Below are 17,533 nucleotides of genomic sequence, written 5' to 3'. Positions count from 1 at the left end.
TAATCCGGGCATCATCGACGCGCGGCCATGGTCAGCGGGGCGGGACGGGCCTATATAGGGGTATGGCCGAACGCTTTGAACGACACCGCCAGCCCTGGCGCCAGGACGAGATCCAGAAGCTGCACACTCTTGCCAAGAAGGGCATGGCCCTGAAGGCCATCGCCAAGGCGCTGACCCGGAGCGAGGAGTCGGTGAAGGCGCGGGCGAAGGAAGACGGGCTGTCGATCGCCAAGCTGCATTGATGGGACGGGCCGGTCGGCGCGTGACACCACCGCCTATTCCTGAAACGAACTCTCACCGGCAACCTATTGTGGTCCGCCCGGCTCGCCGAGCCTTATGACCCGGTCAGGGTATACGCCGTAAACGTCGGATATCCGGCGCAGCTTTTTTTCCATCGAGGCGGGGGCCGTGACCGCAAAACCGCCCATCTGCTCGTACACATAGAAGACCTTGCCACCGGCCTGCGCAATCTTCCTTTGGATGCGCGCGCGCTTGCTCGGCGTGTCGCAATCGCACCACAGGATGAATGACGAATGCGTCGCCGCCGGTTGTGCCGATGCACGGACAGGTGCCGACCAAGCGGGCGTTGAGAAAACGAGCACGCCCGCTGCCGCATGTATAAATGTCATCGGTTTCAAGGTGCGCCTGTCCTTCCGGTCGTTTCGGACCAGAGGATAATCGCGGCCCCTGTACCTTGTATGAAGTCTCTGCCTGCCAGTCGGTCACTCAAGGGGCCATGAGGCCCGTCTGGCATGGCCGTTTACGCCCGGCTCACGCCAAGACCCGCCCGATCCGCACCAGCACCCCGGTCGGATCGCTGATCGCGAATTCATAGGTGCCCCAGGGTTTGGGATGCGGCGTGCCGGGTTCGATGATTCGGTCGCGCACCTTGTCCGCCACCGCATCGACATCCTCGACATAGAGGTACAGGCCGAAGGGGTTGTCCTCCACGCGGGGCGGCCAGCCGGGCATGTGGTTCAGGTGGAGGTGCCAGCCGCGTCCGTCCTCCAGGATGCGATACTGGCCGAAATCCGCCGCAACCTCGAACCCAAGCAGCCGGTAGAAGGCGGTGCTTTCGTCCATGTCGTTGGCGGGGACGATGGCGACGACATGGTGGTTCATCGGGCGGTGTCTTTCGGAGTGCGGGCCGATCGTGCCGCAAGCCATGGCGTCTGCCTAGTCCCGTCCGGTCTGTTGTGGCGAAGCGTCGACGCATGGCCCCCGTGTTGCCCATCGGGTGCTGATCCGATGCTTTTCGGCGGAATTCTCCGGCTTTAGCGGTGGCTTTCGGCAAGCGATCCGCCGACAAGGGCGGCTGGCCCAAAGTCCCGAACCAGGATGGAAAGGGCGGGAAAGAAACGCAGGAGAGAGCATGAACGCGCTGGAACAGGCGACCGTCCGCCGGATCATGTGGCGACTGATGCCGCTGCTCGGCCTGCTCTATCTGGTCGCCTATATCGACCGGCAGAACATCTCCTATGCCAAGTTGCAGATGGTCGGCGCGCTGGGGTTGAGCGAGGCGGCGTTCGGGCTGGGCGCGTCGCTGTTCTTCATCGGCTATTTCCTGTTCGAGGTGCCCAGCAACGTCTTGCTCCACCGGGTCGGGGCGCATCGCTGGTTCGCGCGGATCATCGCCAGCTGGGGGGCGGTCACGGTGGCGCTGGCCTTCACCCCCAATGCGACGGTCTTCTATGTCCTGCGCTTCCTGCTCGGCGCGGCCGAGGCGGGGTTCTTTCCCGGCGTGCTCTATGTCCTGACGCTGTGGTTCCCGGTGCGTTACCGCGCCCGGGCAGTGGGACTGTTCATGCTGGCGAGCGCGGTCGCCAATGCGGTGGGCGGCGCGGTCGGCGGGTGGCTGCTCGACCAGGACGGGACGCTGGGGCTGGCGGGTTGGCAATGGGTGTTCCTGGCGACCGGCGTGCCCGCCATCGCGCTGGCCCCGGTCGTGCTGTTTGCGCTGCCGCGCGAGCCCGGCAGCGCGCGGTGGCTGACGCAGGAAAAGAAGGACTGGCTGGCGGCCGAACTGGCGGCGGGGGAGCCAGATGGCGGGCATGGCAGCATCCTGTCGGTGCTGCGCGACCCCCGCGTGCTGCTGCTGTGTCTGGTCTATATCGGCTTTCCGCTGGCGGCCTATGGGCTCAGCTATTGGTTGCCGACGATCATTCGTGGGTTCGGGGTGTCGAATACGGTCAACGGGCTGCTCGGCATCATTCCCTGGACGCTGGTCGCGCTGGCGCTATGGGCGGTGCCCCGCCATGCCGCGCGGCACCGCAACCCGGTCTGGCATGCGGCGGGACCGGCGCTGGCGGGGGCGGTCCTGCTGATCCTGAGCGTCGTGGTCGAGCCGGTGCCGCTGCGCTTCGCTTGCCTGAGCCTGGGGGCGGCAGCGATCTTTTCGGGGCAGCCCGCCTTCTGGACATTGCCGCCGCGCTTCCTGTCGGGGGCCCGGGCGGCGGCGGGGTTCGCCGCGATCAACTCGGTCGGCAATCTGGGCGGCTTCATCGCCCAAGCGATCGTTCCCGCCATCCGCGACCGCACCGCCAGCGACACCGCGCCGATGCTGTTCCTGGCGGCCTGTCTGGCGCTGGCCGCGCTGGCCGCGCTGGGCGTCGTGCTGGTCGAGCGGAGGCTGCCTCGCCCAGGCTGACAAGTTTCGTCCGGCAATCATGAAGTTTTTGACATGGAGTGACCGGCGGCCAGCGACCGGTCGCCCAAGTTTTGCCGTAACGTCAATCGTTTGCGTCATTCGGCCCACATCCTTCTAATATAAATCAGCAATGTCTCGGATATTTCAAAGTGTTTCCGGGTTGGGCCCCCGCACAGCGCGGAGACCCCTCATGGCCACGGCAGCATTATCCGACCGATCACAGCAACCGGCCGCCGCCGCGGATCGCCGCCGCGCGACACGCTGGTTACAGGCACTGAACTTCTTCATGGCGGACATGCAGGCGGGGATCGGCCCGTTCCTGGGCGTCTTCCTGCAACAACGCGGCTGGCAGACCGGGCCGATCGGCTCGGTCATGACGCTGGGCGGCGTCGCGGGGATGGTGATGACCGTGCCTGCGGGCGCGTTCATCGATCATACCGACAAGAAGCGCTGGGTGGTGGTCATCACCGGCATCTGCACGGTGCTCGCCTCCTTCCTGATCCTCTGGTCGCAGGCGGGCGTGGTCGTCGGGTTCAGCCAGGTCGCGACCGCGATCGCCGGTGCCGCGATCGGCCCGGCGGTGACCGGCATGACGTTGGGCGTTGTGCGGCAAAAGGGCTTCAACGCGCAGAACGGGCGCAATCAGGCGTGGAACCATGCGGGCAACATGGTCGGCGCGGGCTTGTCGGGCTATCTGGGCTGGAAGTTCGGAATGCCCGCCATCTTCTTCCTCGCCGCCGCGTTCGGCGTGCTGGCGATCATCTCGGTCCTGTCGATCCCGGAGCGCGCCATCGATCACCGCGCCGCGCGCGGGCTGGAGGATGACGACGGCGACGATCAGGAAGGCGGCCAGGCCGAGGGTTTCAAGGCGCTGCTGTCCAACAAGCCGATGCTGATCCTGGCGGGGGCGCTGGCCTGCTTCCACCTGGGCAACGGTGCGATGCTGCCGCTGTACGGCATGGCCGTGGTCGGTGCCGGCAAGGGCGATGCGGCGATGTTCACCGCGACCACCGTCATGGTGGCGCAGGCGGTGATGATCGTCGCCAGCCTGCTGGCGATGAAGGTCGCCGCCGGGCGCGGTTATTGGCTGGTCCTGCTGATCTCGTTTGCCGCGCTCCCCTTGCGTGGATTTCTGGCGGGCACCTTTATCGAGCATTGGGGCGTATGGCCGGTCCAAGCGCTCGACGGCATCGGCGCGGGCCTTCAGAGCGTGGCGGTACCGGGCCTCGTGGCGTGCCTGCTCAGCGGCACCGGCCGGGTCAATGTCGGGCAGGGCGCGGTGATGACCATCCAGGGCGTCGGCGCGTCGCTGTCGCCCGCCATCGGCGGCTGGCTGGCGCAGGAGCTGGGCTATCACATCGCCTTCTACATTCTCGGCGGTTTCGCGGTGGCGAGCCTGGGACTGTGGATCGGCTTTGCGGGCACATTGCGCCCCGCCTGCGCCGGTGGTGCCAAGCCCGAGGAGGCCGAGGCATGAGCGGCATCGCTTGGGTCCATATCGGCGACCTGCATCTGGACGAAGCCGATGACTGGCAGGGCCTCGACCGGCTGAAGACCATCGTTGCGCAGGTGAATGCGCGAATGAGCGCTGCTGACTTCGTCTTCGTGCCCGGCGACAACGCCAATCACGGTACACCCGAGCAATATGCCCAGATGATCGACGCGCTTGCGACACTGTCGCTGCCGTGGCGGATCATCCCCGGCGACCATGATTTCGAGCCGGGCGACTTGGTGAACTATGAGGCCGCGATCCCCAAGGCCAATCGCCCCGAGATGGAGGTGATCGCCGGGCATCGCTGCCTGTTTTTCGACGTGGTGTCGGCGGGGGCGGGTGGTCCCGATTTCCGGCTGACCATGCACCACCGCAACAAGCTGGCCGAGGAGCTGGCACGGGCCAAGGCGTTGGGCGAAGTGCCGCTGGTTTTCATGCATGCCTATCCCGGCGATCTGGCGGCGGACGGTGACACGATCGCGCGCCAGCTCATCGACGGCGAGGTCGCCTTCGTCGACACCGGCCATACGCATTATAACGAGCTGCTGAACGACGGCCGCGTGATCTATGGCGCGACCCGCTCGACGGCGCAGATCGAGGAGGATGGCGGCGCACCGGGCTTCACCATCGTCTGTGTTGAGGACCGGGTGGTCAGCTGGCGCTTCCGGCGGCTGGATGCGGCCTGGCCGCATGTGCAGATCGTGTCGCCGGGCGATGTCCGGCTCATCACCCGCCCGACCGACCCGCATCACGTGCCTCGGCCGGGTGCGGTCGAGATCGTCGCGCGGCTGTTCGGCCCGGAAGGACAGCCGGTCGCGCGGGTCGGCGATAGCGACACGCCGATGACGCGGGGCGAGGACGGCCTGTGGCGGGCGACCGTGACGCTGGCGGCAGGGCTGAACGCGATCGAAGTCCGCTGCGGTGACGGTTATGACCGGATCGACTGTCTGGTCCGCGACGCCCATGCCATCCCGAAGCGTCGCCTGCCTGTAGCACCCGGCGAGGATTGCCACGCGATCGGCGCCTGGCCTATCGCCGGGATCGACGGTGCCCAGCTCGGGCCCAACAAGAATGGGTGCGGATGGTGACGCTGGCATACGGAGCCACCTGGGCGATTGCGGGGCTGTCCACAGCGGGTGTGATCGCGCGGCCGATGCGCTGGCCCGAATGGATCTGGGCGGTGGCGGGCGCGGTGCTGCTGATCGTGCTCGGCCTCATGCCGCTGGGTGAGGCGGGGCAGGCGGTGGCGAAGGGCACCGACGTCTATCTGTTCCTGATCGGCATGATGCTGCTCAGCGAGACGGCGCGCGAGCACGGCGCGTTCGACTGGATCGCCGCGACCGCCGTCAACATGGCGGGGCGCTCACGCGCGAAGCTGTTTGCACTGGTCTACGCGACGGGCGTGGTCGTCACGACCTTCATGTCCAACGACGCGACCGCCGTCGTGCTGACGCCCGCCGTGTTCGTCGCGGCCAAGAAGGCAAAGGCCGATCCGCTGCCTTTGCTGTTCGCCTGCGCGCTGATCGCCAATGCGGCGAGCTTCGTGCTGCCCATCTCCAATCCGGCGAACCTCGTCCTCTATGGTGGGCACATGCCGCCGCTGGGCGCATGGATGGCGGCGTTCGCACTTCCGTCACTGGCGTCGATCCTCGTCACCTTCGCGGTGCTGCGCTTTACCCAGCGGGCGCGGATCGCGGGGGACTGCGAGAGTGATGTGACTCGCGACCCGCTGTCGATGGGAGGCAAGCTGGCGATGCTGGGGATCGGGCTGACGGCGCTGTTGCTGCTCGTCGTATCGGCGCTGGACATTGAACTGGGCCTGCCGACCGCATTGGCGGGGATCGCGACGGCGGTGATCGTGTCGCTGCTGGCGGGGCGCTCGCCGCTGACGCTGGCCAGGTCGGTCAGCTGGGGCGTGCTGCCGCTGGTCGCGGGGCTGTTCGTGCTGGTCGAGGCGCTCGACCGGACGGGCGTGATTGCCTGGGTGGCGCGGGGGTTGCGTGACATGCTGGTCGACCCGACGCGGGCGGCGGCGGTGTCAGGCACGACGCTGGCCTTTGTCAGCAACGCGATGAACAACCTGCCCGCCGGGCTGGTCGCCAGCAGCGCGATCGCGCAGGCGCATCCGCCGCAGATCGTCACCGACGCGTTGTTGATTGGTGTCGACCTCGGCCCGAACCTGTCGGTCACGGGCTCGCTGGCGACGATCCTGTGGCTCCAGGCGATCCGGCGCGAGGGGGAGGATGTGAGTTTCCTCGCCTTCCTGAAGGTCGGCGCGATCGCGATGCCGCTGGCGTTGCTGGCGACGTTGGGGATTCGGTTGCTGATCGGGTGAATCGCCTTGTGCACCGTTGGCTTGGCGAAAAGCCAAGGAAATGCAGGACAGGAATTGTTCGGCGCTAAGGAATTCCCTAAATCAAATTCCTGTGTTCTCGGACCTGTCACTTATCGGGTATAGAGAATGGCACGTGGCCGTATTCGCTCTGATTATAACGATACCTGCCCTCGTACTAGGTTTGGCTGTTTTCTTTTTCTCGTTGAAACGGCGGGCGTTCAATATCGCTTTTGCTGCCGCCCTTTTTTCAGGGGTGGCGATTTGGATGACAATAGGAATATTCTCTAGTACGGGGATATAGGGGTGTAACCTACAGCGCCCCCAGATCGATCGCCCCGTTCTTGTCCAGCCACTGCCCCGCCTCGGGCATCGGGTATTTCAGCCCCGTCGCGCAGTTGAACAGCACCACGCGCTCATCCTCATCGACCAGATTGTCGCGCACCGCCTGTTGGTACGCCGCCAGCGTCGCGCCGCCCTCGGGACAGAGCAGCAGGCCGTCCTTCTTGGCGCAATCCTCCACCGCCTTCAGGATCGCCGGGTCGCCCACCGCCAGCGCCGCGCCACCGGATTCGCGGACCGCGCGTAGGATCAGGAAGTCGCCGACCGCCTTCGGCACGCGGATGCCCGCCGCCACCGTCGCGGCATCCTCCCAGCGTTCGGCATGGTCCTCGCCCGCTTCATAAGCGCGGACGATGGGGGCGCAGCCGCTCGCCTGCACCGCGTACATCCGTGGGCGTTTCGATCCGATCCAGCCCAGCCGCTCCATTTCGTCGAACGCCTTCCACATGCCGATCAGGCCGGTGCCACCGCCGGTCGGGTAGAAGATCGCATCGGGCAACTCCCACCCCAACTGAGCGGCGAGTTCCAGCCCCATCGTCTTCTTGCCTTCGATCCGGTACGGTTCCTTCAGCGTCGAGAAGTCGAACCAGCGCCCCTCAGCCGCGCCGCGCCCGACGATCGCGCCGCACTCGTCGATCTGGCCGTTGACCCGCCAGACGCGCGCGCCCTGGGCGGCGATCTCGCGGACATTCACTTCGGGCGTTTCCTCCGGGCAGAGGATGACGGTCTCGATCCCGCAGCGCGCGGCATAGGCGGCGAGTGCCGCGCCCGCATTGCCGTTGGTCGGCATCGCGATCCGGGTCACGCCCAGCTCGCGCGCCATCGCCACCGCCATGACCAGCCCGCGCGCCTTGAACGAGCCGGTGGGCAGCCGCCCCTCATCCTTGACCAGCACCGATCCGCCGCCCGAACGCGGGATGGGGATCAGCGGCGTTTCGATTTCGCCCAGCGAGACGATGCTGTCGGTGCGCCGCACGGGCAGCAGTTCGCGCCAGCGCCACAAGTCCGTCTCGCGCGCGGCGATGGTGTCGCGCGACACCGCCCGGCCCAGCGCCTCCAGATCGTAGCGGACCAGCAGCGGGCGGCCTGCGCGCGACAGGCCGTGAAGCTGGTCCGCCTCATAGCGCTCGCCGGTCAGCGAGCATTCCAGATGGGTGACGAAGGTCGGGCGGTCTTCGGTGAGGTTGCGATTCATGGCCCCAGCCTATCGGCCGAAACCGCCCGACACCATAGGCTTAGCCCGGGCTCGCCGCCGATCCCGCGAGCAGCCCGCCGTCGATGGTGAACTCCGATCCGGTGATATAGGTCGCCTCGTCCGAGGCCAGCATCACCGCGACCGCCGCCACCTCGTCCGGTTCGCCGAAGCGTTTGAGCGGCGTATCGGCGACGAGCGCGGCCATCTTCGCGGCGCGGTCGGGGCCGTCGCCCAGCATCGGCTCCCAGATCGGCGTCAGGATCGCGGCGGGATGGATGGAGTTGCAGCGAATCTTCCATCCTGCCTGCGCACAATAGAGCGCGACCGTCTTGCTGTGGTTGCGGATCGCCGCCTTGGACGAGGCATAGGCCGCCGCGCCCGGTATGCCGACCAGGCCCGAGCGCGACGAAATGTTGATGATCGAGCCGGTGCCTGCCGCCTTCATCGCGCCGATGGCATAGCGACAGCCCAGGAACGTGCCGTCCAGATTGACCCGGTGCACCGCGCGCCAGTCCGCCAGCGACGCATGCTCGGGGTCATGCGGGACATAGCCGTCCTCGAACCCGGTGATCCCGGCATTGTTGACGACGACATCGGCGGTGGGGACGATATGGGCGAGGCGCGCCCAGTCGGCTTCTTCCGAAACGTCGAGCGGCTCGAAGCGGCAGCCGATGCTCTCCGCGGCTGCGACGCCGGTGTCGGCATCGCGATCGGTCAGGATGACGGTCGCGCCTTCTTCGTAAAAGCGGCGGGCGATGGCATGGCCGATCCCGCGCGCGGCGCCCGTGACGACGCACGTCTTGTTCTGCAAGCGTGGCATAAATCTCTCGAAATGATGGGGGCAGGGGGGCGATGCGTGCCGCCCGAATTTACCTTTGCCGCGTCAGCGGTGCCGCTGGATCATTTCGAAAACTCCCGGTGTTGGTCCAACTTTACCACGGAGCGGTGTCCGCTTCATCTCTTTTGTTCGCGCGGAGGCGCGGAGACGCGGAGGAGTCTCGCCCAGCCGCAGGCTGCCTCCATTCACCACCAATCGATTTCGTCTTCCGATCGAAAGGGTGTGCGACAGCGCGGCAGATCCAGACACCTCCGCGTCTCCGCGCCTCCGCGCGAACAAAATTACCGCTCGACCACCCCCGCCATCTGCCGATCATGCACCCGCGACAGCGTGACCACCGCCACGATCGCGCCGATGAGGCACATCAGTATGTCCCATTGCGTGTCCCACGGATCACCCTGCGTCCCCAGGAATTCGTCCGCGCCCTGGCCCATCGCCATCGCCGCGCCGAACTCGATCAGTTCGTAGGTCGCGCTGACGGCCAGGCAACACGCGATGACCAGAGAGGTCAGCATCCCGCCGCGCGTCAGCCCACCCCGCCGGACCAGCCATTCGCGAAAGAGGATGGCGGGCACGAAGCCTTGGGCGAAATGGCCCAGCCGGTCATAGGGGTTGCGCGCCAGATGCAGCCAGTCCTGTACCCAGAACCCGGCGGGCACCCGCGCATAGCTGTACGCGCCGCCGAGCATCAGGATCAGGCCGTGCACCCCGATCAGGACCAGCGCCAGTCCGGTCAGCGGAAAGCGCCGTCGCCATCCCCAGAGCAAAGGTAGCGCGACCAGCACCGGCGCGACCTCCATCCACCAGGTCGCCCGGTCGAACGGATGCAGTCCCGAGGCGATCAGCCCGACCATCCAGACCACGCTCAACAGCGCCAGCCGCATCCTGCTCCCCGACATGCCCCGACGATAGCGACGGCTATGGTCCGCGCAACCCGATTGCCCTGCCTTCAACGGGATGCGATGGGCGAGGCCATCAACCAGGACAGGCCCGCCATGATCATACGCAGCGACGAGACCCAGGATGTCGAGGTGCCCGGCAACGGCACAATGCGGATACACCTGTTCCGCCCCGCCATCGAAGGGCGCTTTCCCGGCATCCTGCTGTTTTCCGAAATCTATCAGGTCACCGCCCCGATCCGGCGGCTGGCGGCGATGCTGGCGGGGCAGGGCTATGTCGTCGCGGTGCCCGAGGTCTATCATGAATATGAGCCTGCGGGCACGGTGCTGGCCTATGACAAGCCGGGCACGGACCGGGGCAACGACCTGAAGTTCACCAAGCCGGTGGCCGCCTATGACGCCGATGCGACCGCAGGCCTGACCGCGCTGGCCGCGCATCCCGCATGCAACGGGCATCTGGGCACGTTTGGCGTGTGCCTGGGCGGGCATCTGGCTTACCGCGCCGCGCTCGATCCGCGCGTGGGCGCGGCGGCGTGCTTCTATGCCACCGACATCCATTCGGGCACGCTGGGCGAAGGGCGCAGCGACGACAGCCTGGCGCGGATGGACGAACTGAAGGCCGAGGCGATGTTCGTCTGGGGACGGCAGGACCCGCATGTTCCCTATGCGGGGCGCGAGGCGATCCGGGCGCGGCTGGAAGCGGTCGGGGCCTTCTATGAATGGCATGAGGTCGCGGGTCAGCACGCCTTTCTGCGCGACGAGGGGCCGCGCTACGACCCTGCGCTGTTTCTGCAGGCGATGAACTGGACGCTGGCTCTGTACGCGCGGGCCTTGCGGTAGACGCGACGATCCGTCCTTGCACCGATTAAAACTCGTTACGCTGGCGTCGGCATTTGCCGAAGTTTAACGAATTCTGACCATTATGGGCGGGAAGAGAGATGCTCCCGCCCATGTTGTCCTACCACCTTTCGCGTTGCCGTCTGGGCACGAAGCGTCCGATTCTCGCGGATCGGCGAGGGGCGGCCATCGTCGAGTTCGCGCTGGTGGCAACGCCCTTCGTCGCGCTGATGCTGGCGATACTCCAGACCAGCCTGGCCTATTTCGCGCAGGAAGCGCTGGAAAGCGCGGTCGAGGTGTCGGCGCGCAGCATCGTCACCGGTCAGGCCCAGGCGGCGGATATCGCGTCGAGCGGTCAGGGTTTGACCCAGGCCCAGCTGGCCGAGCGCTTTCGCAAGGCGGCCTGTGCGGGCCTGCCTGGCTTCATGTCCTGCGCCCGGCTCTATGTCGATGTGCGCAGCGCGACGAACAGCGCGGGGCTGGGCGGTAATAGCCTGCCGCTGACCTTCGATAGCAGCGGCAAGCCGACCAACGCCTTCTCCTATAATCTGGGCGGGCAGGGGGCGCTGGTCATGGTGCGCTTCATCTATCTCTGGCCGATGCAGGTCGCGCCGACCGCCGACCTGAACGCGGCGGGCACCGGGCAGACGGTGCTGATGGCGACCTCCGTCTCCAAGTCGGAAGCCTTTACATGATGCGGCCACGCGCCTGGGCGGCGATGCGCGACGTCCGGGGCGTCGCGATGGTCGAATTCGCATTGGTGTTGCCGGTGATGCTGGTCCTTTATCTGGGCGGGGTCCAGTTGCAGGATGGCATCGCGTGCGATCGCAAGGTGACCAGCACCGCCCGTGCCGCCGCCGACCTGATCTCGCAGAACACGACCGGCTCGATCTCGGCGGCCGAGGTCGACGACAATCTGAACGCCGCGTCCCAGGTGCTGCTGCCCTTTTCATCGGCACCAGCCACGATCCGGGTGACGGAGATCGCGATCGACGCGAACAACAAGGCGACGGCGAAGTGGAGCCGCGGGTTCAAGACCACGCGCTATGCGCCCGGCACCGCGATGACCATGCCGGCCGCGATGCTGCAGCCCAACACCTATTATCTGCTGGCCGAGGTCACTTATGCCTATACCCCGCCCTCGTCCTTTGGGGCGATCGGGCCGATGACCCTGCGGGACTCGATCTACATGGTCCCGCGCAATACCGACCAGATCAACTGCCCGGATTGTCCGTGACGATGGCGAGGACGCAATTCCCCTTGATCCGCGACCTGGCCGGTCATCGGCGCGGCAACGTCCTGATGATGTTTGCGCTGGGGCTGCCCGTGCTGACCGCGTCGATCGGCATGGGCGTGGACTATGCCCGTGCCATGCAGGCGCAGACCAAGCTGAATGCGATCGCCGATGCGGCGGCGCTGTCGGCGGTCAGCAAGACTGCGATGGGAACCTCGGACAGTACGGCCAAGACCAATGCCGAGGCGCTGTTCCGCGCCATGGCCGCCAATGTGATCGGCACGGGCAGCGTGACGCTGACCAGCCTGACCATCCAGACGCCCACCGATGCCAGCGGCCGCCGCAATGCGACCGTCACCTATGCGGCGGTGTCGAACAACATGTTCGCCAGCCTGCTGGGCGTGCAGAATCTGACCATTACGGGCAATTCGGCGACGACCAACGCGGTGGCGCCCAGTATCGATTTCTACATGCTGCTCGACGTGTCCGGATCGATGGCGCTGCCGACGACCAGCGCGGGCCTGGCCAAGGTGGGGGCCAGCAATGCGAGCAACTGCCAGTTCGCCTGCCACTCGACGAATGATTTGACCGGCAAGGATGCGAAGGGAAAGGTTACCGACTTGTACGGCGTCGCCAAATCCTATGGCCTGACGTTGCGCATCGATGACGAGGGCACGGCGGTGTCCAAGCTGACGACCAATGCTACCAATACGTCCAGCAAGAACGGTGCGAGCTATCAGATCGCGATCGCCACCTTCCGCGGCAAGGGCGGCTTTTCGATTCTGCAGACCAAGACGTCGGATATGCCGAAGGCGGCGACCACGACGAACAATCTGACGCCATCGCTATTCTACAAGAACAGTTGCCCGACCTCTGCCTGCAAATCGACCGAGATCGGCTATAACGATGCCGATACCGGCACCAGCGATGCAATGGACCAGATCAACAGCCAGTTGATCACCGATCCGGGCAGCGGAATCGGTACGGATAAGCCACAGGCGGTCATGTTCCTGATCACCGATGGGCTGCGGGACGAGCTTCGCGCCAACGGCAAGCCTGAATTCGCGGTCGATACGGCAAAATGCGATATGATCAAGGCGCGGGGCGTCCGCATCGCGGTGCTCTACACCGAATATCTACCGTCCGCGCTGGCCGGCGACGACTGGTCGCAGCGCAATGCCGCACCCTATCTCTACAAGATCGAGCCCGCGCTCCAGCGTTGCGCGTCGCCCGGCCTGTATACGAAGGTCTCGACCGACCAGGATATCTATGGCGCGCTGGATGTGATGTTCCAGACCGCTGTGGCGACCGCGCGCATCACCAAATAAGGCGCACCGCAGGCTGGCGAGGAGCGGGGCTCAGCCCGCCAGTGCCTCGACCTGCTCGGCGAGTTCCAGCCAGCGCATCTCGGCCTCGTCCTTCTCCTCGCGCGCCTTTTCGATCGCCTTCATCAGCCGGTCGAACTGGGCCGGGTCCTTGGCATAGAGATCGGGATCGGCCAGCTTGGCCTCGTCGCGCGCGATGCCCGCCTCCAGCTCTTCGATCCGCTTGGGCAGCAGTTCATAGTCGCGCTGGTCCTTGTAGCTCAGCTTGGTCTTGGTCTGTGCGGGCGCGGCGGGGGAGGGCGCGGCCTTGGCCGGAGCCTTCTTCGCCTCGGGCGCCGCCTTGCGCTTGGCGACCCAGTCAGCATAGCCGCCCGCCACCACGTCGACCGTCCCCGACCCGTCCAGTCCCAGCGTCACCGTCACCGTGCGGTCCAGGAAGTCGCGGTCGTGGCTGACGATCAGGACAGTGCCTTCATAATCGCCGATCACCTCCTGCAACAGGTCGAGCGTCTCCAGGTCGAGATCGTTGGTCGGCTCGTCCAGCACGAGCAGGTTGGATTCACGCGCGAACTCGCGCGCGAGCAACAGGCGCGACCGCTCGCCGCCCGACAGCGTCCCGATCTTCGCCTCGGCCAGCGAGGGATCGAACAGGAACTCCTTCAGATAGCCATGGATATGCTTGCGGACCCCGCGCACGTCGATCCAGTCGCCGCCGTCGGCCAGCACCTCGCGCACGCGCTTCTCGGGGGCCATCAGCTTGCGCTGCTGGTCGATGATCACGCCGTCCAGCGTCTTGGCGAGGAACACGCTGCCCTCGTCGGGTTGAATTTCGCCGGTCAGCAGGCGGAGGAGGGTGGTCTTGCCCGCCCCGTTCGAGCCAACAATGCCGATCCGGTCGCCGCGCGTGACCTTCAGGCTCAGGTCCTTGATGATCGTGCGGTCGCCGTAACGCTTGGTGACGTGCTCGGCCTTGATGACCTCCTTGGTCTTCACATCGTCCGACGCGATGCCGAGCTTGGCGGCGCCCTGCGGCCCGATCATCGCGGCGCGGGTGGCGCGCATCTGGATCAGCTTTTCCAGGCGGCCCTGGTTGCGCTTGCGCCGCGCGGTGACGCCGCGGTGGAGCCAATGCTCCTCGATCTTGAGCTTGGCGTCCAGCTTCTCGGCGGCGCGCTGTTCCTCGGCATAGACCTGTTCGGTCCAGGCATCGAAACCACCGAAACCGACCTCGTTGCGCCGCATCTGGCCGCGATCCAGCCACAGCGTCGACTTGGTGAGGCGGGTCAGGAAGGTGCGGTCATGGCTGATGACCACGAACGCGCCGGTGAAGCGCTTCAGCCAATCTTCCAGCCATTCGATGGCGGCGAGGTCCAGATGGTTGGTCGGCTCGTCGAGCAGCAGCACGTCCGGGTTCATCGCCAGCGCGCGGACGATGGCGGCGCGACGCTTTTCGCCCCCACTGGCGGTCGAGGCATCGCGGGTCAGGTCGATGCCCAACTGTCCGGCGATCGCTTCGGCCTCATAGCTTTCCGGCGCACCCTCACCCGACAGGACATAATCCATCAGCGTGGCGCAGGCCGACAGGTCGGGGTCCTGTTCCAGATAGACGACATGAGTGCCCGGCACGATCATGCGCCGTCCCTCGTCGGAATCGATGATCCCGGCGATCAGCTTCAGCAGCGTCGACTTGCCCGCGCCGTTGCGTCCGATCAGTGCCAGCCGGTCGCGCGGACCGATATGGATGTCGAGATGCCGGAAGAGCCAGCCCGAGCCTTGAACAAGGCCCAGGTCTTCGTAGGAAAGAACGGGTGCTGCCATGATGATGTGGCAGTTAGGGGCGGATGCGGAACCCGGCAAGCACCCCATGCGCTGTCGCGCGGCTGCATGATCCATTCAGAGGCTGTTCAACGGTTGCCCGCTATGCCAGTTTCATGTCGATGACCGTCCTTCTGGCTCTGCTCGCCGCACCCATGGGCTCGCCCCCGATGATCGATCCTCCGATGATGATGGGGGTCGATCAGCGTCGCGGCGACCAGATGCGCGCCTATCAGCAGCGCAAGGAAGGCAATCTGTCGCTGCGCGAGATCGAACAGCGGGTGGTGCCGACCATGCGCGATTCGCAATATATCGGCTTCGACTATGATGCGAGCGCGGCGGTTTACACGCTCAAGTTCCTGCGCAATGGCACGGTCATCTGGGTGGAGGTGGACGGTCGCACGGGCAAGGTTATCGGTCGGACCGACGATTGATGGCCGGATCGGTCGGCGATCCCAGGACATTGACGCCATGAAGGTACAGGGAGTTTTACGATGCGCGTTCTGATCGTCGAGGACGAGCCCAATCTCGGCCAGCAGTTGAAGTCCACGCTGGAAGGGGCGGGCTATGCCATCGACCTCGCCACGGACGGCGAGGAAGGGCATTTCCTCGGCTCGACCGAAAGCTATGACGCGATCGTCCTCGACCTGGGCCTGCCCGAGATCGATGGGCTAACCGTGCTCGACCGTTGGCGCAAAGAGGGCAAGACGACGCCCGTCCTCGTCCTGACCGCGCGCGACAGCTGGTCGGACAAGGTCGCCGGGCTGGACGCGGGCGCCGACGATTATGTCGCCAAGCCCTTCCAGACCGAGGAGCTGATCGCCCGGCTTCGCGCGCTGATCCGCCGCGCGAGCGGCAACGCCTCGTCCGAACTGACCGCGGGCGATGTCCGCCTCGACACGCGTTCGGGCAAGGTCACGCGCGCGGGCGAGCCGGTGAAGCTGACCGCGCAGGAATATAAGCTGCTCTCCTATCTGCTCCATCACAAGGGCAAGGTGGTCAGCCGGACCGAGCTGATCGAGCATATCTACGACCAGGATTTCGACCGCGACTCGAACACGATCGAGGTGTTCGTGACGCGCATCCGCAAGAAGCTGGGCCAGGATGTCATCACCACCATTCGCGGCCTGGGCTACAGCCTGGACGATCCGGCGGCGGGCGGTGCGGCGGCATCGGCCGACTGATACGGGCGGATTCGTGAAGGACGGTGCCACCCTGCGCCCGACCCTGCGCACAGGGTCGCTATCGCGCCGCATGATCCTGATCGCGGCAGCATGGATTCTGGTCCTGCTGACGGGTGGTGGCTTTGCGCTCGACCGGCTGCTGGTATCGGCGGTCACCCAGAATTTCGACGATCGCCAGGCCTATGTGCTCCAGTCGCTGCTGGTGTCGGCGGCGGTCGATTCGCAGGGCGAGGTATGGTTCAACCGGGAACCTGCCGACCAGGGTTTTCTGGAACCGGGCTCGGGCGTCTATTGGCAGGTGTCGGGGAAGGGACATGAGCCCTTTCCCTCCCGTTCGTTATGGGATCGACGCCTCGCTTATGGCGCCCCGCACAATGACGACAATATCCATGTCTATACCAGCACGCAGTTCCCTGATGAAAAACTGCGCATCGTCGAGCGCGATGTGAAGTTGCCCGGGTCTGACGTGCGGTGGCGGTTTCAGGTCGCACAACGCACTTCGGGACCCGGCCTTGACTCGCAAATCGACGCGCTGCGTCGCACGCTGATCCGTAGCTTCGCGTTACTCGGTATCGGCCTCCTGCTGATGGCGGCGATGCAGACCTTTTACGGGCTTTATCCCCTGCGCCGCGTGCGGGAGGAAATTGCCGCGATGCGCGCGGGCAAGGCCGACCGGATTTCGGACGCCATGCCCAATGAGGTCGCGCCGATGGTCGAGGAGCTGAACGCGCTCATTGAGCATAACGAGAAACAGGCCGAGGAAGCCCGGCGCCATGCGGGCAATCTGGCGCATGCGCTCAAGACCCCGCTAACCGTCATCATGAACGCCGCTACCGCGCGTGCCGATGACTTGTCGGAAACCGTGATTCGCGAGGCGCGGACCATGCGTCGCCAAGTCGACCACCATCTGGCGCGCGCCCGTGCGGTCGGGCGGCGCGGATCGGCGCACAGCCGCGCGGAAGTCTGGCCCAGCCTGCAATCGGTCGAGCGCGCGGTCGGGCGGCTCTATCGCCATGTCAGAATCGATGTGGACGGTCCGAAGGACTTGGTGGTCCATGTCGAGCGGCAGGACCTGGACGAGATGCTGGGCAATCTGGTCGAGAACGCGGCCAAATATGGCGGCGGCAGCGTCTTCGTGACGGTGGCGGCGCAGGCCGGGTTTGTCGAGATTCTGGTGGAGGACGACGGCACCGGCATTCCCGAAGACCAGCGCGTTCGCATCTTCGATCGCGGCGTCCGGCTGGACACCGGCAAGCCGGGCACGGGCCTGGGCCTCGCGATCGTGCGCGACGTGGCGGAGATTTATGGGGGCACCGTCGCGCTGGAGGAAAGCGAGGACCTGGGCGGGCTGCTCGTACGGCTCAGGCTGCCGGCGGCGGTGGGGTGAGTTTGG

At 65.9% G+C, this 17,533-nt stretch carries 18 protein-coding genes; 12 read left to right on the top strand and 6 right to left on the bottom strand.

Annotated elements, in window-relative coordinates; all coding sequences use genetic code 11:
* The first annotated feature begins 62 nt into the window (after positions 1–62).
* Positions 63–242, top strand: coding sequence for a hypothetical protein (locus tag SSA01S_RS14510; protein WP_042490606.1), 180 nt, complete (start codon positions 63–65; stop codon positions 240–242).
* 63 nt (positions 243–305) lie between these two features.
* On the opposite strand, the gene SSA01S_RS14505 is transcribed toward SSA01S_RS14510, so the two are convergent.
* Complete coding sequence (locus SSA01S_RS14505) at positions 306–638, bottom strand: protease inhibitor I9 family protein (RefSeq protein ID WP_156477828.1); 333 nt, start codon at positions 636–638, stop codon at positions 306–308.
* Positions 639–771: 133 nt separating this feature from the next.
* Positions 772–1,122: a VOC family protein gene (locus tag SSA01S_RS14500; RefSeq protein ID WP_061780929.1), complete on the bottom strand. Its 351-nt coding sequence runs from the start codon at positions 1,120–1,122 to the stop codon at positions 772–774.
* Between the two features lie 250 nt (positions 1,123–1,372).
* Between SSA01S_RS14500 and SSA01S_RS14495 the strand changes: the two genes are divergently transcribed.
* The 4 genes from SSA01S_RS14495 (at position 1,373) to SSA01S_RS14480 (ending at position 6,474) form a co-directional block, all read left to right on the top strand.
* Entirely contained in the window at positions 1,373–2,647 is a 1,275-nt protein-coding gene (locus SSA01S_RS14495) for an MFS transporter (RefSeq protein ID WP_061780928.1), read from the top strand.
* A 190-nt stretch (positions 2,648–2,837) separates the two neighbouring features.
* Entirely contained in the window at positions 2,838–4,124 is a 1,287-nt protein-coding gene (locus SSA01S_RS14490) for an MFS transporter (protein ID WP_061780927.1), read from the top strand.
* A complete protein-coding gene (locus SSA01S_RS14485; RefSeq protein WP_061780926.1) occupies positions 4,121–5,227 on the top strand; it encodes a metallophosphoesterase family protein in 1,107 nt (368 codons plus the stop codon). The genes SSA01S_RS14490 and SSA01S_RS14485 overlap by 4 nt, the downstream gene beginning before the upstream one ends.
* The gene (locus tag SSA01S_RS14480) at positions 5,224–6,474 is read left to right on the top strand and encodes an arsenic transporter (protein ID WP_217996062.1); all 1,251 of its coding nucleotides are present in this window, start codon (positions 5,224–5,226) and stop codon (positions 6,472–6,474) included. The genes SSA01S_RS14485 and SSA01S_RS14480 overlap by 4 nt, the downstream gene beginning before the upstream one ends.
* Positions 6,475–6,784: 310 nt before the next feature.
* Here the strand turns inward: SSA01S_RS14480 and SSA01S_RS14475 are convergent, their stop codons facing one another.
* The 3 genes from SSA01S_RS14475 to SSA01S_RS14465 all read right to left on the bottom strand — a co-directional run bounded on the left by SSA01S_RS14475 (position 6,785) and on the right by SSA01S_RS14465 (position 9,745).
* Entirely contained in the window at positions 6,785–8,008 is a 1,224-nt protein-coding gene (locus tag SSA01S_RS14475; RefSeq protein ID WP_061780925.1) for a threonine synthase, read from the bottom strand.
* Positions 8,009–8,048: 40 nt separating this feature from the next.
* On the bottom strand, positions 8,049–8,828 hold the full coding sequence (locus SSA01S_RS14470; protein WP_061780924.1) for an SDR family oxidoreductase: 780 nt from the start codon (positions 8,826–8,828) through the stop codon (positions 8,049–8,051).
* A gap of 299 nt (positions 8,829–9,127) precedes the next feature.
* Positions 9,128–9,745, bottom strand: coding sequence for a DUF2238 domain-containing protein (locus SSA01S_RS14465; protein ID WP_061780923.1), 618 nt, complete (start codon positions 9,743–9,745; stop codon positions 9,128–9,130).
* Between the two features lie 96 nt (positions 9,746–9,841).
* On the opposite strand from SSA01S_RS14465, the gene SSA01S_RS14460 reads away from it, so the two are divergent.
* From SSA01S_RS14460 to SSA01S_RS14445, 4 genes are all read left to right on the top strand, one after another.
* Positions 9,842–10,585 carry a dienelactone hydrolase family protein gene (locus SSA01S_RS14460; protein ID WP_061780942.1) on the top strand — a complete coding sequence of 248 codons (744 nt, stop codon included), beginning with the start codon at positions 9,842–9,844 and terminating at the stop codon, positions 10,583–10,585.
* A 98-nt stretch (positions 10,586–10,683) separates the two neighbouring features.
* Positions 10,684–11,277 carry a TadE/TadG family type IV pilus assembly protein gene (locus tag SSA01S_RS14455; protein WP_240955007.1) on the top strand — a complete coding sequence of 198 codons (594 nt, stop codon included), beginning with the start codon at positions 10,684–10,686 and terminating at the stop codon, positions 11,275–11,277.
* Positions 11,274–11,819 (top strand): TadE/TadG family type IV pilus assembly protein, encoded by a 546-nt coding sequence (locus tag SSA01S_RS14450; protein WP_061780921.1) that lies wholly within the window; start codon positions 11,274–11,276, stop codon positions 11,817–11,819. The genes SSA01S_RS14455 and SSA01S_RS14450 overlap by 4 nt, the downstream gene beginning before the upstream one ends.
* Positions 11,820–11,821: 2 nt before the next feature.
* Positions 11,822–13,144: a TadE/TadG family type IV pilus assembly protein gene (locus SSA01S_RS14445; protein ID WP_061780920.1), complete on the top strand. Its 1,323-nt coding sequence runs from the start codon at positions 11,822–11,824 to the stop codon at positions 13,142–13,144.
* 30 nt (positions 13,145–13,174) lie between these two features.
* On the opposite strand, the gene SSA01S_RS14440 is transcribed toward SSA01S_RS14445, so the two are convergent.
* Positions 13,175–14,959, bottom strand: a complete 1,785-nt coding sequence (locus SSA01S_RS14440) for an ABC-F family ATP-binding cassette domain-containing protein (RefSeq protein ID WP_061780919.1) — start codon at positions 14,957–14,959, stop codon at positions 13,175–13,177.
* A gap of 113 nt (positions 14,960–15,072) precedes the next feature.
* On the opposite strand from SSA01S_RS14440, the gene SSA01S_RS14435 reads away from it, so the two are divergent.
* The 3 genes from SSA01S_RS14435 (at position 15,073) to SSA01S_RS14425 (ending at position 17,527) form a co-directional block, all read left to right on the top strand.
* The gene (locus SSA01S_RS14435; RefSeq protein WP_156477827.1) at positions 15,073–15,390 is read left to right on the top strand and encodes a PepSY domain-containing protein; all 318 of its coding nucleotides are present in this window, start codon (positions 15,073–15,075) and stop codon (positions 15,388–15,390) included.
* Between the two features lie 60 nt (positions 15,391–15,450).
* On the top strand, positions 15,451–16,140 hold the full coding sequence (locus SSA01S_RS14430; RefSeq protein ID WP_058715381.1) for a response regulator transcription factor: 690 nt from the start codon (positions 15,451–15,453) through the stop codon (positions 16,138–16,140).
* A gap of 70 nt (positions 16,141–16,210) precedes the next feature.
* Complete coding sequence (locus SSA01S_RS14425; RefSeq protein ID WP_170171477.1) at positions 16,211–17,527, top strand: sensor histidine kinase; 1,317 nt, start codon at positions 16,211–16,213, stop codon at positions 17,525–17,527.
* Positions 17,528–17,533 lie beyond the last annotated feature (6 nt).

This window comes from Sphingomonas sanguinis NBRC 13937 (assembly GCF_001591005.1).
GTDB classification, from domain to species: Bacteria; Pseudomonadota; Alphaproteobacteria; order Sphingomonadales; family Sphingomonadaceae; genus Sphingomonas; species Sphingomonas sanguinis.
Note: the sequence above shows the minus strand (reverse complement) of the source record. Positions and strands in the feature narration are given on the sequence as shown.

Bases quoted from the DNA above. Each gene is read 5' to 3' on its own strand.
- SSA01S_RS14510 (WP_042490606.1), top strand. From the start codon at position 63: ATGGCCGAACGCTTTGAACGACACCGCCAGCCCTGGCGCCAGGACGAG.
- SSA01S_RS14500 (WP_061780929.1), bottom strand. From the start codon at position 1,122: ATGAACCACCATGTCGTCGCCATCGTCCCCGCCAACGACATGGACGAA.
- SSA01S_RS14495 (WP_061780928.1), top strand. From the start codon at position 1,373: ATGAACGCGCTGGAACAGGCGACCGTCCGCCGGATCATGTGGCGACTG.
- SSA01S_RS14490 (WP_061780927.1), top strand. From the start codon at position 2,838: ATGGCCACGGCAGCATTATCCGACCGATCACAGCAACCGGCCGCCGCC.
- SSA01S_RS14485 (WP_061780926.1), top strand. From the start codon at position 4,121: ATGAGCGGCATCGCTTGGGTCCATATCGGCGACCTGCATCTGGACGAA.
- SSA01S_RS14475 (WP_061780925.1), bottom strand. From the start codon at position 8,008: ATGAATCGCAACCTCACCGAAGACCGCCCGACCTTCGTCACCCATCTG.
- SSA01S_RS14470 (WP_061780924.1), bottom strand. From the start codon at position 8,828: ATGCCACGCTTGCAGAACAAGACGTGCGTCGTCACGGGCGCCGCGCGC.
- SSA01S_RS14465 (WP_061780923.1), bottom strand. From the start codon at position 9,745: ATGTCGGGGAGCAGGATGCGGCTGGCGCTGTTGAGCGTGGTCTGGATG.
- SSA01S_RS14460 (WP_061780942.1), top strand. From the start codon at position 9,842: ATGATCATACGCAGCGACGAGACCCAGGATGTCGAGGTGCCCGGCAAC.
- SSA01S_RS14455 (WP_240955007.1), top strand. From the start codon at position 10,684: ATGCTCCCGCCCATGTTGTCCTACCACCTTTCGCGTTGCCGTCTGGGC.
- SSA01S_RS14450 (WP_061780921.1), top strand. From the start codon at position 11,274: ATGATGCGGCCACGCGCCTGGGCGGCGATGCGCGACGTCCGGGGCGTC.
- SSA01S_RS14445 (WP_061780920.1), top strand. From the start codon at position 11,822: ATGGCGAGGACGCAATTCCCCTTGATCCGCGACCTGGCCGGTCATCGG.
- SSA01S_RS14440 (WP_061780919.1), bottom strand. From the start codon at position 14,959: ATGGCAGCACCCGTTCTTTCCTACGAAGACCTGGGCCTTGTTCAAGGC.
- SSA01S_RS14435 (WP_156477827.1), top strand. From the start codon at position 15,073: ATGTCGATGACCGTCCTTCTGGCTCTGCTCGCCGCACCCATGGGCTCG.
- SSA01S_RS14430 (WP_058715381.1), top strand. From the start codon at position 15,451: ATGCGCGTTCTGATCGTCGAGGACGAGCCCAATCTCGGCCAGCAGTTG.
- SSA01S_RS14425 (WP_170171477.1), top strand. From the start codon at position 16,211: ATGATCCTGATCGCGGCAGCATGGATTCTGGTCCTGCTGACGGGTGGT.